Source organism: Ruegeria sp. BF12 (assembly GCF_056538705.1).
The window spans coordinates 493608-506897 of the sequence record NZ_JBQFTP010000001.1 but is presented as its reverse complement, the minus strand read 5'-3'; the positions used below and the strand labels follow the sequence as shown (position 1 = coordinate 506897).

Here is a 13290-nt window from a genome sequence, read left to right as displayed (position 1 = left end):
TCATGTCCTTCGGGGCGTCTCGGCAAGCGCCAGCAGGCGGTCCAGATCCATGTTCTTTTCCAGGTGGTCCGCCAGCGCGTCCAACGTGTCTTCGACATCGTCGTCATAAGCCAAGTCCGACACGACACCGAATTGCGTCAGGTAACTGGCCCGGAACGCATCCGAGGTGAAAATACCGTGCAGGTAACTACCGCGAATGCGACCAGAGGCATTTGCGGCACCTTCAGGCCGCCCATCGACTTCCAGCCAGGCACGGGCGCAATCGGGGCCTTCGGTTCGACCCATGTGGATTTCGTAGCCCGACACCGGCTCTCCACCCTCAAGGGCGCGGGCCGAGGTCAGAGTCACCTGTTTCCTCCCGGCCATAATGGTTTCAACATCCAAAAGACCCAGTCCCTCGACAGTACCCGGCCGTCCATCGACCCCATCAGGGTCCGCGATGCTTTTTCCCAACATCTGATAGCCGCCGCAAAGCCCCAGGACATGGCCGCCCCGGCGGACATGGGCGTACAGATCCACGTCCCAGCCTTGCGCGCGAAAGTATGCCAGATCTCCGATCGTGGATTTGCTGCCAGGCAGAAGAACCAGATCCGCGTCGCCGGGCAGGGCGCGGCCCGCCGGGACAATCTCGACCGTTACTCCTGGTTCGGCCGATAGCGGATCAAGATCGTCGAAATTGGCCATGCGTTCCAGTTGAGGAACCACGACCTTACAGGCCCCACCGCTGTGCGAGCGGATATCCATCATATCCTCGGCGGGCAGCTTCCACGCGTCGTGAAACCATGGCACGACGCCCAGACAGGGCCAGCTTGTGCGCGCGGCAATGTCATCGCGCCCTTCGTCGAACAGGGAAACATCGCCTTTGAACCGATTAACGGCAAAGCCCCGGATCATCTCGAGATCACTCGGATCCAGAACCGCCTGAGTGCCCACGATCTGCGCAATCACGCCGCCCCTGTGAATGTCTCCAACGAGAACAACAGGCACGCCTGCTGCGCACGCGAATCCCATATTGGCGATGTCGCCCTTGCGCAGGTTTGTTTCTGCCGGGCTGCCCGCGCCTTCGATCAGGACCAAATCCGCATCGCTGCACAGCCGGTCGAAACTTTCGAGCGCGGCGCCTAGAAGTTTGGATTTGTCCTTTCGGTAATCACCTGCTTTCATCGTGCCCGCGCGCTGGCCCTGTACGATAATCTGAGCGCCGGTGTCTGTTTCCGGTTTTAGGAGGATCGGGTTCATGTCCGTATGTGTTGCACGCCGTGCGGCGCGGGCCTGCAACGCCTGCGCGCGCCCGATCTCGCCCCCGTTTTCTGTGACAGCGGCATTGTTCGACATATTCTGTGGTTTGAACGGTGCGACCCGCAAACCGCGCTGCGTATAAGCCCGGGCCAGACCGGCCACAAGAACCGATTTCCCGACATTGCTACCGGTGCCCTGAATCATGATGGACCGAACCATGGCCTGTCTCCTATGTTGACGCGCAGATGACCTGATTTGCAGGCAAAGGAAAAGCCCAAGTTGAACACGCCAGCGCATCTTTTGATCGGGGCCGCTGCCTTTGCCCGTCCGGCCCATGGGCGAATCCTTTGGGCGGCGCTGTTGGGTTCGCTGTTGCCCGACCTTTCGCTATATGTGATGGCGAGCACATCCCTGTTCGTGCTCGGCATCCCCGAAAGCGTTGTCTTCAACCAGCTCTATTATTCCCAAAGCTGGCAGACGGTGTTTGCGATCGACAACTCCTTTGTTCTTTGGGGATTGGCGCTGTGTGTTGGTTTGTGGCGGGGCTGGACCGTATTGACCGTCGGAGCGTCGGCTGGACTTTTGCATCTTTCGATGGATTTCCTGCTACACGCAGGGGACGGGCGGCCTCAATTCTGGCCGTTCAGCGACTGGGTGTTTCACAGCCCGATCAGTTATTGGGACAGCACCCACCACGCTCTATGGGTTGCGCCGCTATCCATGGCAGTTTGCATTATCTGCTATGTTGTCCTGTGGCGTCGCGGGATTTCTGTGCCAGCGAAAGTGTTTTTCGCCGCACTGCTCGCTGCCGAGTTTTGGGTCGCGCGGCAGTGGCTTTTGTTCTTCTGACACCTGACAAAAAGAAAAGCGCGCTCCCTTTTCAGGAGCGCGCTTTTTCATCAGAAGTCGCCTTGGATCAGGCGGCTTCGGCTTGTTGAGCAGCGTTGCGACGTTCGCTTTCTTCGCGCGACAGCGCAACCGAGGTGCGAACACCACGTCCAACGAACTCCATCAGGCCGCTGACAACCCGTTCATTCGGGTCGATGCCCGCGCAGGACAGCACTTCGCGACCGTCCCGCGAACGCGCCCAACGGGCGATTTGTTCAGGGCCGTTGCCGTATTTCTTGTCATCGGCAATGGCGTCATCCAGAGCGGCCAACACAACAGCCGCGAAAAGTTTGCGTGCACGATTGCCTTGTTCGTTGTTAAAGGCAGTGCCGTCAACGAAATCTCTCATCTCGTCTTCCTTATTTTTCTTGCTCTTGCAATTTTCGGCGTGACGGTCCTTATGACCGATAAAGTGCGATTCGGATACAGCTAAATTGCATAGTTGCGTTGCGTCATTTGCATAGCTTGCTGCATGTGCAGCACTAGGTGTCGTTGTCTTGTCAGGTGTGTTCCCGCCAGATATAGGGACGGGAACTGACGCATCAACCGTTTGTGAAGGATTTAAGTCATGCCCAAGATAAATGGGAACGAAATTCGCCCCGGCAATGTGCTTGAGCATAACGACGGGCTGTGGGCCGCGGTCAAGGTTGACCACGTAAAGCCCGGTAAAGGCGGTGCTTTTGCACAGGTCGAATTGCGCAACTTGCGCAACGGCTCGAAACTGAACGAACGGTTCCGCTCGGCCGACAAAGTCGAACGTGTGCGCCTTGAGCAGAAGGATCAGCAGTTCCTGTACGAATCCGACGGCATGCTGGTGTTCATGGATTCCGAGACCTACGAGCAGATCGAACTGCCTGCGGAACTGCTGGGCGAACGCCGCCCGTTTCTGCAGGACGGCATGACAATTGTTGTCGAATTTTATGAAAGCGAGGCGTTGAACGCCACTTTGCCGCAGAAAGTGACCTGCAAGATCGTTGAAACCGAGCCGGTGGTTAAAGGTCAGACTGCGGCGAACTCGTTCAAGCCGGCCATTCTGGACAACGGCGTCAAGGTCATGGTGCCGCCGTTCATCGGTCAGGATGAAATGATCGTCGTGAACACGGAAACCATGGAATATTCCGAACGCGCGTAAACAGGCGTTTTCCGGGACAAGAAAAAACCGCGAGGGCCTGTGCCCCGCGGTTTTTTTGTCAGCGTCTGTTTTCGATCTGCCGATAGCGTTCCGGGTTGGGGCCAAAAAGCTCGAGCATGAGTTCGTACTTGATACGGTTTGCGCTGACCTGCCTGTAGAACGCGATCAGAAACGCCGTGGGGCCCTGAATTCTGCCAAGTCCGCTTGTCGCAGCCACGACAGTACCGACATCCGTTTTGCCGTTCAGCACCAGATACCCCCCCAACATCAGAACACCGACTGTTCCCGCCCCGTTGATTACGCTGAGAAGAAATTTGGCGGACAGCTTCCACAGGAACATCCTGCGCCGGGTCTCATAAATGTCGTCGAACAAGGCATCGACCTCTTTCGAGACCGCGTCGATGTCCTCAACTGTCAGCTTGTCGGTTGCGCCCCTCAGGATACGGACGCGTTCGGCGACAAAGACGTTCACCTTGCGCTGCGAAATCAGCACGATGATGATTTGAGGGACGATCATCGAAAAGGCGATCATACCAAGACCCGGTTGGGTCGATGAGATATAGCCGATAACGCTGATCAGGGTTCCGATCTGGACCACGGGGTCTGAGAATGCACCGCCTGCGAATTTGCCCAGCTCCTCGGCTTCGGCCGATATGGCGGTACTCATTGTGCCCTTGCGAACGTCCTCACCCGAGCCCTTGATATCTGAGGCACGCACTAACAACCGTTGCCGGATCAGGCGGATCACGTCCTCGCCCAGCGTTCCGGCGCGGTACCCCAGAAGCCATTTGAGCGCGAGGCTGAGCAGAACGACGGACATCATTCCAGTGCCCAGATAGATCAGCTTGTCGGTGCTGACATCGTCGGCGGTGAGGTGGTTTATGATATCGCGCTGAAACTCCAGCGGAACGGCCGCCAACCCGGCGATTGCAATCGACAAAACGATGAGAATGATCTGCCGCCCGGCGCTGGCCCGCCAGATCGCTCTGTATAGCTGGAACATAGGTGAATCCGGTTTTCTGAACTCAAACCAGTGTGACAGCGCGCGGGGCTATATTCAAACCTGACGGCGGACACGGGTTGGCCCGCCGTGCCGGTTCGGCAACATGTTAAGAATCCAACAGAAGGCTGGCACCATCGGCCTGCATGTCGTCCCCGACGCGGTCCAGGCGCAGATACGCGATCGCGCGGCCATTGGACTGAGTGAACAAGGTTCCCGCCGGTTTTCCGCCCGAAGTAATAGCGGTTCCAACGGCGGCAGACCCTGTGATGCTGACACTGCGCAGACCTTTGCGCAGCTCGGTCTTGTGTTTCATCCGAGCGGTAACCTCTTGCCCGACATAGCAGCCCTTTTTGAAGTCCACGCCGTTCAGCGCCTCGAACCCGGATTCCAGGATGTAACTATCGGGGGTCAGTTCGATGCCCGTTTCAGGAATGCAGTGGCGCACGCGAATTGCATCCCAATCGGTGCCATCATCGTTTTCTGACTCAGTTGTGTAAGCCCGCCAGCCCATATCCGGGTGGCGCGGGTCGGGCAGGGCGCCTTCGGGAACTGGGCCGGTCCCGCGTTGCAGGTTCAGACCGCTATCCTCGATGCGCACATCTGCGCGCAACTTGTACATGCCCAGCCGTTTGGCTAAGCCGTCAGCAAGCTCTTCGGCGACGTCGAGCAAAATGGCGTCGCCATCGCGTTTGAGAAAGAAATCCGCCAGATACTTGCCCTGAGGGGTCAGCAAGGCCGAATAGACCAGCCCGTCTTTCATACCGTCGATGTCGTTGGTGACCAGACCCTGCAAGAAACTGTCTGTGTCCGAGCCGCTGAGGCGCAAAATACGGCGGTTGGGCATCTGAGTTGTCCTCGTCTTTTCCTCGGGCCTCGTGATATAGGAGTTTCCGCTGCCATGACCAGAGGGTTTCCGCCGTGCCTGCGCCGATTAGTATTGTAATCCCGACCCTGAATTCGGGTGAAACGCTGCCTGCGACCCTCGGCGCCTTGATGGAGGGGCTGCACGGCGGGCTGATCCGCGAATTGATTATTACTGATGGTGGGTCGACTGATCAGACCCACGAGATTACCGATGAGGCTGGCGCCGAGACGGTGACCGGACCTGCCTCGCGAGGTGGGCAGTTGGTCCGGGGGTGCAGGGTGGCCAAAGGCGAATGGCTTCTCGTTTTGCATGCCGACACCATCCTGCAAGAGGGTTGGAGCAAAGCCGTCGCAGATCATCTCGGGTCCGGTAATCCGGCTGCGTTTCGGCTGGCATTCCGGGCCTCGGGGTTTGCGCCGACATGGGTGGCGGGATGGGCCAACTTGCGCAGTCGGCTGTTCAGCCTTCCTTACGGTGATCAGGGTTTGCTGGTTCCGCGCGCGATGTACCAAAGCGCGGGCGGCTTTCCCGACCAACCTTTGATGGAGGACGTGGCCCTTGCCCGCAGTTTGCCGGGCATCACGCTGCTGCCCTGTCGGGCTTTTACGAGTGCGGATCGGTATGAGCGGGCGGGGTGGATACGTCGCGGGGCGCGGAATCTGTGGACTCTGACGCGGTACTTTCTTGGTGCTGATCCCGAGCGGCTGGCACAGGACTATCGGCGCTGAGCGACGCGCGCAGCTCAACAATGGATTTGCCCAAACGGAAGGGCGCGGCAAAGCTGACCAGGCACAAGGCGACGATCTGCAACACCAGAATATGCGCATTGGCTTGCAGGTATTCCCATTCGTCTTTCAGCTTTCCGACCTGATCCACCAGATCATCATAGCTCTGCGCCAGGATCAGGTAATCACCGGCAATCGCGGGCACCTTGCGGCGCATATTGTCGATGGCGGCCTGCGTCATGTTATCCAGCGTGGTGAAAACGAGGAACTGGTCGATGCTGAAAGCATCGGCTTTGGCGGCCATGGCGCGCATCTCGTCCTGTTCGTCTTTTGCCTGACGGCCAAACAGAAAGTGGAGCCCCTGAAGCGGCGCAACCTCGTTTGTGACGGCGATAAATAAGGGCAGATCAGCGTTGCTGGCAGTTGAGGCGGACAGGAATTCGACCTTGTCGCATAGCACTGCGGTATCGGGGTCAAAAGCAGGGTCGCAGAACCGCAGCCGGAACCGGGCTGCGTCGCGGTCAAAGGCAAGCGTGGCGGCATAAGCGACATCAATTTGCCGGTCCAGCCGCGAACTGTCTGAAGTGTAGAGCCCCGCCAGAACCGCCACCAAGGCGCCAACCCCGCCCAGCACGACCCAGACCAGATCGGCAAGTTTCCATGCGCGATGCCCGGCGGGCTTGCGGAACAGAAAAGCGGTGCCAATTGACCCGAGAATAAAGAAGAGGATCAGCAGAGGCAGTTGGTTCTCGGTCACAAAACTCATGGCTTCAAAGTGACGGTCCGCTTTGCCGCTGGCAACACTCCTCACGCTCAGTTGTACCAAGTAGCAGGAAAAAGGCGTTATGAGCCCGAGCTTTGGCCGAATTTGCGGAACAGTTTGGTACGGTCAAACGCCTGTTCCAACTCATCCGTGCGCTCTTTGACCGAATCCCATAGCCTTTCCTGCACTTCGGCAATGACGCATTCCATGAGGACAAGAATGGACGCCATCGAGTCCCACGCTGATGGCACGGCGATCCGCGCGGCAAAGGTGTGCTTGGCCAGCCTGTGAATGGGTGAGCGCCATTGATCCGTGAATAAAATGATCTCGGCTTCGCGTTCATGGCACAGCTGGCCGATCAACAAAGACGAGTTTTCATAGCGGCGGACATCCAGCGCGACCAGCACATCGTCTTTACGGACATCCAGCAGATCATGCGTCCATGACGCCGCGACGGGCAGCAGACGGACATCGGGGCGGATCATCTGCAGATGCAGATACAGGTATTGCGCCAGGGTTCCGGTGATGCGGCCGCCGGTAATAAAGATGCGTCGGTCGGGATCGCATAACAGGTTGCAGAAACTGTCGAATTCGTCCGGGTCGACCTCGTCAATAGTGCGTTTCTGATTGGCCAGTGTCTGCTGGGAATACCGGTTTAGAATGTGCTCTTCAGGCAGATCATTCTGCCACAGGTCACGTTTCGCGACCGGCCCCGAGATCATCTCTTTCACCTCGCCCCGCAAGGCGGCCTGAAACTGCGGATAGCCGTCGAACCCGGTTTTTTGCAACATCCGTGCGACGGTCGTCGTGGAAACCGAGGCCGCGCTGGCCAGTTCGGTGATGCTGCCAAGGCCCGCCATCGGGTAGTCGTCCAGCAGGACGCTGACCAACTGTCGTTCGGACGGGGTCATTTTTTCCTTGTGGGCCAGCAGCCTGTCCGTCACCCGCACTCAACGTTCCTCCTGCATAATTTCGACCCTAGTGTGAATAATTTTTCAGCATGATCAAGTGTGGAGAATTTTGTACAGGAAAATTATTGACAGGTTAAGGTCTCATGTGGAAATTTTTCCACACGCATCTTTAATGGAATCGCAGGGCGGTATTTTGGACTTCGGAACAGTTGTTCACACAGACATGGCGGATGGTCCTTTTTCGGTGGTGTTGGTCTGCGAACACGCGTCCAACCGTATTCCCGAATTCTTGGGGGATATGGGTTTGTCTGCCGATGCCTTGCAGAGTCATATCGCGTGGGACCCGGGGGCTTTGGCCGTTGCGAAGCTGATGGCCGAGCGCATGCAGGCACCTTTGGTGCATGGTGGTGTATCGCGGCTGGTCTACGACTGTAATCGCCCACCCGAAGCCTCAGGGGCTATGCCCGTACGCAGTGAGGACTATCAGATTCCAGCCAATACCGACATGTCCGATCAAGAGCGTAACTGCAGGATTGAAGGCATCTATAAGCCCTTCACCGCGGCATTGTCCGGGCTGATCGCCGATAACCGGACCGAACTTGAGCTTATGGTTACGATCCACAGTTTCACGCCAGTCTATCATGGCGAAAAGCGCGAGGTTGAACTGGGCATTCTGCATGGCGTGGATGACCGATTTGCCCAGGCGCTGATGAGTTCGACGCCTGATGATCAGCCCTTTGTGGTCCGTTTGAATGAGCCGTATTCGGCCGCTGATGGTGTTGCCCACACGCTGGACGCCCGGGCACTGCCGTCTGGCTTGCTGAACGTCATGATCGAAATCCGCAATGACCTGATACAGACGCCCGAGCAGCAAGAAGCGATAGCTGACCGTTTGGTGCCGTGGATCATGCGAACCCTTGTGGAATTGAAGAAAGGGGGCGCGGCGTGATCAAAGCGATGGCGTCATATGTGCGGGTCGTCGATGCGGTGAATTACCGGATCGGGCGGGTCATGATGTGGGGCCTGTTCGCGATGATGGGCATCCTGCTTTGGTCCTCGATCTCGAAAACCTTCTTCCTGCCTTCACTCTGGACGCTGGAAATGGCGCAGTTTGCGATGGTGACCTATTATATCATGGGCGGCCCGTATTCGATCCAGATGGGGTCGAACGTGCGGATGGACCTGTTCTATCACAACTGGAGCCCGCACAGGAAAGCCTGGTTCGATGCGATCACCGTTCTGCTGCTGATCTTCTATCTGGGTGTTCTGTTCTATGGCGGGCTCGGGTCTACAGCTTATAGCCTTGGCTACTGGGGCGATGAGCCGGTTTCCTACTTCTTTGGCTTGCTGACCGGCAGTGAGGAAATTGGTCGGCTTGAGCGCTCATCCACGGCATGGCGCCCGTATATCTGGCCAATCAAAACCATCATGGTGTTCGGCTTCTTCCTGATGCTGCTGCAGGCGATATCGGAATTTTTCAAAGACATAGCCCGGATCAACGGGCAGGAAATCGGGGTCTCACGGGCATGAGCCAGGAATATATCGCCATCTTCATGTTCGCGCTGATGATGCTGATGCTGTTTACAGGTCAGCGCGTTTTTGGAGCGATTGGTGCAGTTGCCACCATTGCCGCGCTGGCGCTGTGGGGAACGGGCGGGCAGGACATCACGTTCTCGGCCGCGATGAAGCTGATGAAATGGTATCCGCTGCTGACGCTGCCGATGTTCATCTTCATGGGCTATGTGCTCAGCGAGAGCCGGCTGGCTGATGACCTTTACAGGATGTTCCACGTCTGGATGGGGCCGGTGAATGGAGGTCTGGCCATCGGCACGATCGGCCTGATGGTTCTGGTCTCGGCCATGAACGGGCTAAGCGTTGCTGGCATGGCCATCGGCGCGACAATTGCGTTGCCCGAGCTGTTGCGGCGCGGGTACGACAAGACAATGGTGACGGGGGTTATTCAGGCCGGGTCCAGTTTGGGAATCCTGGTGCCTCCTTCGGTGGTTCTGGTTCTATACGCAATGATCGCGCGCCAGCCTGTCGGGCAGCTGTGGTTGGCCGGAATCGTTCCGGGCTTGCTGATGGCCGGGATGTTCATCCTGTACATCTGGATCAGGTGTCGAATTCAACCCGAGCTGGGGCCGGCCATGGAAGACGCGCACGAGGTGCCAAGGGCCGAGAAAATCCGGCTGCTGGGGGCAGGGGCGCTGCCGCTGATCATCTTCGCCGCGATGATGGTGCCGTTTGTGAATGGCTGGACATCGCTGGTTGAAAGTTCGGCCATCGGTGCGCTGACCGCTTTGGCCGTTTCCGTCATTAAACGGCGGATGACTTGGAAAATATTCGAAGACTGCACCAAGCAGACGCTGGCCATTTCCTGCATGTTCATGTGGATCATTTTGGCCGCTCTGGGTTTTGGAGCCGTATTCGACGGTTTGGGTGCCGTGAAAGCCATCGACAACCTGTTCACCGAACAACTTGGCCTGTCGCCGTGGATGATCCTGATCCTGATGCAGCTGAGCTTCATCGTCATGGGTACCTTTCTGGACGACACGGCAATGCTGGTTATCGTCGCCCCGCTCTACGTGCCGCTGGTCGGGGCGCTGGGCTTTGACCTCATCTGGTACGGGGTGCTTTATACGATCACAACGCAGATCGCGTACATGACGCCGCCCTTCGGCTATAACCTGTTCCTGATGCGCGCGATGGCGCCGCCGGAGATTGGGTTAAAGGACATCTATACCTCGATCTTCCCCTTTGTCGGGGTGATGGTCCTGGCCCTGACAATCATCATGATTTTCCCGGAAATCGCGCTTTGGCTGCCCGGATATGTTTATGGAAACTAATAAGAATGCTCGGCGAACGGGCACAGGAACTTTAACGGAGAGGAAATTGACATGACTACAAGACGTAAGTTTCTGAAAACTGCCGGGGTCGGTGTTGCCGCCGCGCCGCTGGCAACGCCCGCGCTGGCGCAGAACACGATCACGTGGCGGATGCAGACCTATGCCGGTCCTGCTCTCGCCGAGCACGTGATTGATCCGGCCATCAAGATGTTCAACCAGATCGCCGGCGACCGGATGCAGATCGAGCTGTTCTATGCCGATCAGTTGGTCCCGACGGGCGAGTTGTTCCGTGCGATGCAAAAAGGCACAATCGACGCTGTGCAGTCGGACGATGACTCGATGGCATCGCCGACCGAAGTCACCGTGTTCGGCGGTTACTTCCCCTTTGCGTCGCGCTATTCGCTCGACGTGCCGGTCCTTTTCAATCAGTGGGGCCTGAACGAGATCTGGGACGAGGAATACTCCAAGGTCGGCGTCAAGCACATCAGTGCCGGTGCATGGGACCCGTGCCACTTTGCGACTAAAGACCCGATCAACTCGCTGGAAGACATGAAGGGCAAGCGCATCTTCACCTTCCCGACAGCGGGCCGTTTCCTGTCGCAGTTCGGTGTCGTTCCGGTGACTCTGCCATGGGAAGACATCGAAGTCGCGGTTCAGACCGGCGAGCTGGACGGTATCGCGTGGTCGGGTATCACCGAGGATTACACCGTTGGCTGGGCTGATGTGACCAACTACTTCCTGACCAACAACGTGTCGGGCGCATGGGCGGGTCACTTCTTCGCCAATATGGACCGTTGGAACGAACTGCCCGAAGACCTACAGACCTTGTTCAAGGTGTGCTGTGATCAGTCGCATTATTATCGCCAGTGGTGGTATTGGGGCGGCGAGGCCAACCTGCGCGTCAACGGAACCAAGATGCAGCTGACCACCATTCCGGACGAAGAATGGGCGACCGTCGAACAAGCCGCCGTCAAGTTCTGGGACGAAATCGCCGCAGAGTCGGAAACCAAGGCGAAGGTTGTTGACATCTTCAAGCGATACAACGCCGAAATGCTCAAGGCCGGCCGGCCCTATCGTTACGGCTGATAAATGAAATCCCGACGCGAGGGGCACCCCTTGCGTCGGGATTAGACATCAGGAAGCAACATCTTTTATGTTCACATCTGTTCCAGAAATAGAACGACAAAGCCGGATGCACACAAGTGCGCACCGGTTGATAGAGGTGTGAAGATATGGCTATCGCGAGCTTTTTGATTGAGATTTTCGCCGCAACAATGTTGCTGCTTTTTGCCGTGCGTTTGGTTCGAACTGGTATCGAACGGCGTTTTGGCGCGCTGTTCCAGTCGATCCTGACACGCCACTCTAACAGCTTTGTTGCAGGGGGGGCTGGCATGGTTTTGGCCACTATCCTGCAAAGCTCGGCCGCAGTTACGGTCTTGCTGACCGGCTTCGCCGCAGCGGGGATGGTAACGTTTGGAATGGCGCTGGCGGGTGTGCTGGGTGCTGATCTGGGCGCGGCACTGGTCATTCAGGTCCTGTCATACGATCTGGGCTGGCTTCAACCGGCGCTGCTGGCGTTGGGGGGCTGGCTGTATCTCAAATCCGAGCGATCGAACGTTCGGCTCATGGGGCGGATCGTTCTGGGTGTCGCCTTCATTCTGATCTCGCTGCAATTCCTGCGCGAAGCGGTTGAGCCGATCCGCGAAAGCGCGTTCCTGCCTGCGATCGCAGGGTACCTTGAGGCCGACTATTTCAGCGCCTTTATCGTCGGTGCGGTGCTGGCCTTTGTCATGCACAGCTCGGTTGCGACGATCCTGATGTGCGTTGCCCTGGTTCAGATCGGCGCGATCCCGTTCGCGGCCGGGCTGTCTCTGGTGTTGGGGGCAAACCTTGGTTCTGCCTTCATCCCGATCTGGTTGACGCGAGATATGACCGTCACAGCCCGCCGTATTCCGCTGGCCAATCTGTTGTTGCGGGGAACTGCGGCGCTTGTGATGTTGATTGTCGTCAATTTGGCAGGGCTGCACGACGCGTTGATGGTGGCGGGTGCGGCGCAATCGCTGATCTTTGCACATATCGGGTTTAACCTGGCAGTTTTCCTGCTGGCGACGGGGTTCGTGAACCAGATGGAACAGCCGATGGCTATTCTGCTGGCGGAGCCCAAAGTCGAGAAGAATGCGTTGGATCAGTTCTCGGATGCGCTCACGCCGCTGGGGGATCCCAGCGGGTCGCGGGCCAGCGTTGCGATGTCTTCTGTGCGTCACGAGCTGTTGCAGATGATCACGCAGGTCGAGCGCATGTTCCGACCGGTGCTGGATATCTACGAGCAGGACGACAGTGACGCGATTTCAGCGCTTTGGCAGCAGGACAAACGGGTCAACACGCAGCTGACCGAAATTCGCCGCTTTGTCGCGCGCATGCCGCGGCAGAATATGAGCAAAGCGCAGATCAAAGCCGCGCGAGGGCTGGTGGAATATGCCATCCGACTTGAGGCAGCAGGCGATGTCGTCTCGAACCGGATGACCCGCACGGCGCAGATAAAGCACACAGAGCGCACCGAGTTTTCGGCACAAGGTTGGAAAGAACTGACGGATTTGCATTCGGCAATTCTGGAAAGCTTCTCGCTGGCGCGGCATGTGCTTTTGGTTGACGACATGGATTGCGCGCGCCGGCTGGTGCTGGACAAGGCCGAGGTCAAGCGGATGTCGCGGGACAGCCGCAAAGCGCACCTGAAACGCCTTGAGCGCGGCCAGACCGAGAGCTTTCAGTCCTCCGATCTGCATCTGGAAACGTTACGCGCCATGCGTGATCTGCATGGTCACATCGCGGCCATCGCCTATCCGATCCTCTACAAAAGCGGTCAGGTTCTGGAAACGCGGCTGGTGATGGAAATGGACAAGGATCCTGCCGATGACTGA

General features: G+C 57.7%; 13 protein-coding genes and 1 pseudogene. 8 read left to right on the top strand and 6 right to left on the bottom strand.

Annotated features, from left to right (window positions below):
• Nucleotides 1-1458 carry a cobyric acid synthase gene (locus ACR0J0_RS02585; protein ID WP_480661103.1) on the bottom strand — a complete coding sequence of 486 codons (1458 nt, stop codon included), beginning with the start codon at nt 1456-1458 and terminating at the stop codon, nt 1-3.
• Between the two features lie 60 nt (nt 1459-1518).
• On the opposite strand from ACR0J0_RS02585, the gene ACR0J0_RS02580 reads away from it, so the two are divergent.
• Nucleotides 1519-2088: a cobalamin biosynthesis protein CobQ gene (locus ACR0J0_RS02580; RefSeq protein WP_480661101.1), complete on the top strand. Its 570-nt coding sequence runs from the start codon at nt 1519-1521 to the stop codon at nt 2086-2088.
• A gap of 67 nt (nt 2089-2155) precedes the next feature.
• Here ACR0J0_RS02580 and ACR0J0_RS02575 read toward each other — a convergent pair whose 3' ends face one another.
• Nucleotides 2156-2476 carry a DUF6280 family protein gene (locus ACR0J0_RS02575; protein ID WP_037310273.1) on the bottom strand — a complete coding sequence of 107 codons (321 nt, stop codon included), beginning with the start codon at nt 2474-2476 and terminating at the stop codon, nt 2156-2158.
• A 219-nt stretch (nt 2477-2695) separates the two neighbouring features.
• On the opposite strand from ACR0J0_RS02575, the gene efp reads away from it, so the two are divergent.
• Nucleotides 2696-3259, top strand: a complete 564-nt coding sequence (gene efp, locus ACR0J0_RS02570) for an elongation factor P (RefSeq protein ID WP_170325421.1) — start codon at nt 2696-2698, stop codon at nt 3257-3259.
• Between the two features lie 58 nt (nt 3260-3317).
• Here efp and ACR0J0_RS02565 read toward each other — a convergent pair whose 3' ends face one another.
• Nucleotides 3318-4262 (bottom strand): ABC transporter transmembrane domain-containing protein, encoded by a 945-nt coding sequence (locus ACR0J0_RS02565; RefSeq protein ID WP_480661099.1) that lies wholly within the window; start codon nt 4260-4262, stop codon nt 3318-3320.
• 106 nt (nt 4263-4368) lie between these two features.
• The gene (gene ygfZ / locus ACR0J0_RS02560) at nt 4369-5106 is read right to left on the bottom strand and encodes a CAF17-like 4Fe-4S cluster assembly/insertion protein YgfZ (protein WP_480661097.1); all 738 of its coding nucleotides are present in this window, start codon (nt 5104-5106) and stop codon (nt 4369-4371) included.
• Nucleotides 5107-5180: 74 nt separating this feature from the next.
• On the opposite strand from ygfZ, the gene ACR0J0_RS02555 reads away from it, so the two are divergent.
• On the top strand, nt 5181-5855 hold the full coding sequence (locus ACR0J0_RS02555) for a TIGR04283 family arsenosugar biosynthesis glycosyltransferase (RefSeq protein WP_480661095.1): 675 nt from the start codon (nt 5181-5183) through the stop codon (nt 5853-5855).
• A gap of 7 nt (nt 5856-5862) precedes the next feature.
• Here ACR0J0_RS02555 and ACR0J0_RS02550 read toward each other — a convergent pair.
• Nucleotides 5863-6618, bottom strand: a pseudogene (locus ACR0J0_RS02550) (hypothetical protein); the annotation flags it as partial.
• Between the two features lie 77 nt (nt 6619-6695).
• Nucleotides 6696-7565, bottom strand: coding sequence for a MurR/RpiR family transcriptional regulator (locus ACR0J0_RS02545; RefSeq protein ID WP_480661093.1), 870 nt, complete (start codon nt 7563-7565; stop codon nt 6696-6698).
• A 133-nt stretch (nt 7566-7698) separates the two neighbouring features.
• On the opposite strand from ACR0J0_RS02545, the gene ACR0J0_RS02540 reads away from it, so the two are divergent.
• From ACR0J0_RS02540 to ACR0J0_RS02520, 5 genes are all read left to right on the top strand, one after another.
• Nucleotides 7699-8475, top strand: coding sequence for an N-formylglutamate amidohydrolase (locus ACR0J0_RS02540; protein ID WP_480661091.1), 777 nt, complete (start codon nt 7699-7701; stop codon nt 8473-8475).
• Nucleotides 8472-9056 carry a TRAP transporter small permease subunit gene (locus ACR0J0_RS02535; protein ID WP_480661089.1) on the top strand — a complete coding sequence of 195 codons (585 nt, stop codon included), beginning with the start codon at nt 8472-8474 and terminating at the stop codon, nt 9054-9056. Before ACR0J0_RS02540 ends, ACR0J0_RS02535 begins: the two co-directional genes overlap by 4 nt.
• Nucleotides 9053-10372 (top strand): TRAP transporter large permease, encoded by a 1320-nt coding sequence (locus tag ACR0J0_RS02530; RefSeq protein WP_480661087.1) that lies wholly within the window; start codon nt 9053-9055, stop codon nt 10370-10372. The genes ACR0J0_RS02535 and ACR0J0_RS02530 overlap by 4 nt, the downstream gene beginning before the upstream one ends.
• 51 nt (nt 10373-10423) lie before the next feature.
• Nucleotides 10424-11458 (top strand): TRAP transporter substrate-binding protein, encoded by a 1035-nt coding sequence (locus ACR0J0_RS02525; protein ID WP_480661085.1) that lies wholly within the window; start codon nt 10424-10426, stop codon nt 11456-11458.
• 146 nt (nt 11459-11604) lie between these two features.
• Entirely contained in the window at nt 11605-13290 is a 1686-nt protein-coding gene (locus tag ACR0J0_RS02520; protein WP_480661083.1) for a Na/Pi cotransporter family protein, read from the top strand.

Coding starts and splice junctions, on each gene's coding strand:
- ACR0J0_RS02585 (WP_480661103.1), bottom strand. CDS start 1,458: ATGGTTCGGTCCATCATGATTCAGGGCACCGGTAGCAATGTCGGGAAA.
- ACR0J0_RS02575 (WP_037310273.1), bottom strand. CDS start 2,476: ATGAGAGATTTCGTTGACGGCACTGCCTTTAACAACGAACAAGGCAAT.
- efp (WP_170325421.1), top strand. CDS start 2,696: ATGCCCAAGATAAATGGGAACGAAATTCGCCCCGGCAATGTGCTTGAG.
- ACR0J0_RS02565 (WP_480661099.1), bottom strand. CDS start 4,262: ATGTTCCAGCTATACAGAGCGATCTGGCGGGCCAGCGCCGGGCGGCAG.
- ygfZ (WP_480661097.1), bottom strand. CDS start 5,106: ATGCCCAACCGCCGTATTTTGCGCCTCAGCGGCTCGGACACAGACAGT.
- ACR0J0_RS02540 (WP_480661091.1), top strand. CDS start 7,699: ATGGAATCGCAGGGCGGTATTTTGGACTTCGGAACAGTTGTTCACACA.
- ACR0J0_RS02530 (WP_480661087.1), top strand. CDS start 9,053: ATGAGCCAGGAATATATCGCCATCTTCATGTTCGCGCTGATGATGCTG.
- ACR0J0_RS02525 (WP_480661085.1), top strand. CDS start 10,424: ATGACTACAAGACGTAAGTTTCTGAAAACTGCCGGGGTCGGTGTTGCC.
- ACR0J0_RS02520 (WP_480661083.1), top strand. CDS start 11,605: ATGGCTATCGCGAGCTTTTTGATTGAGATTTTCGCCGCAACAATGTTG.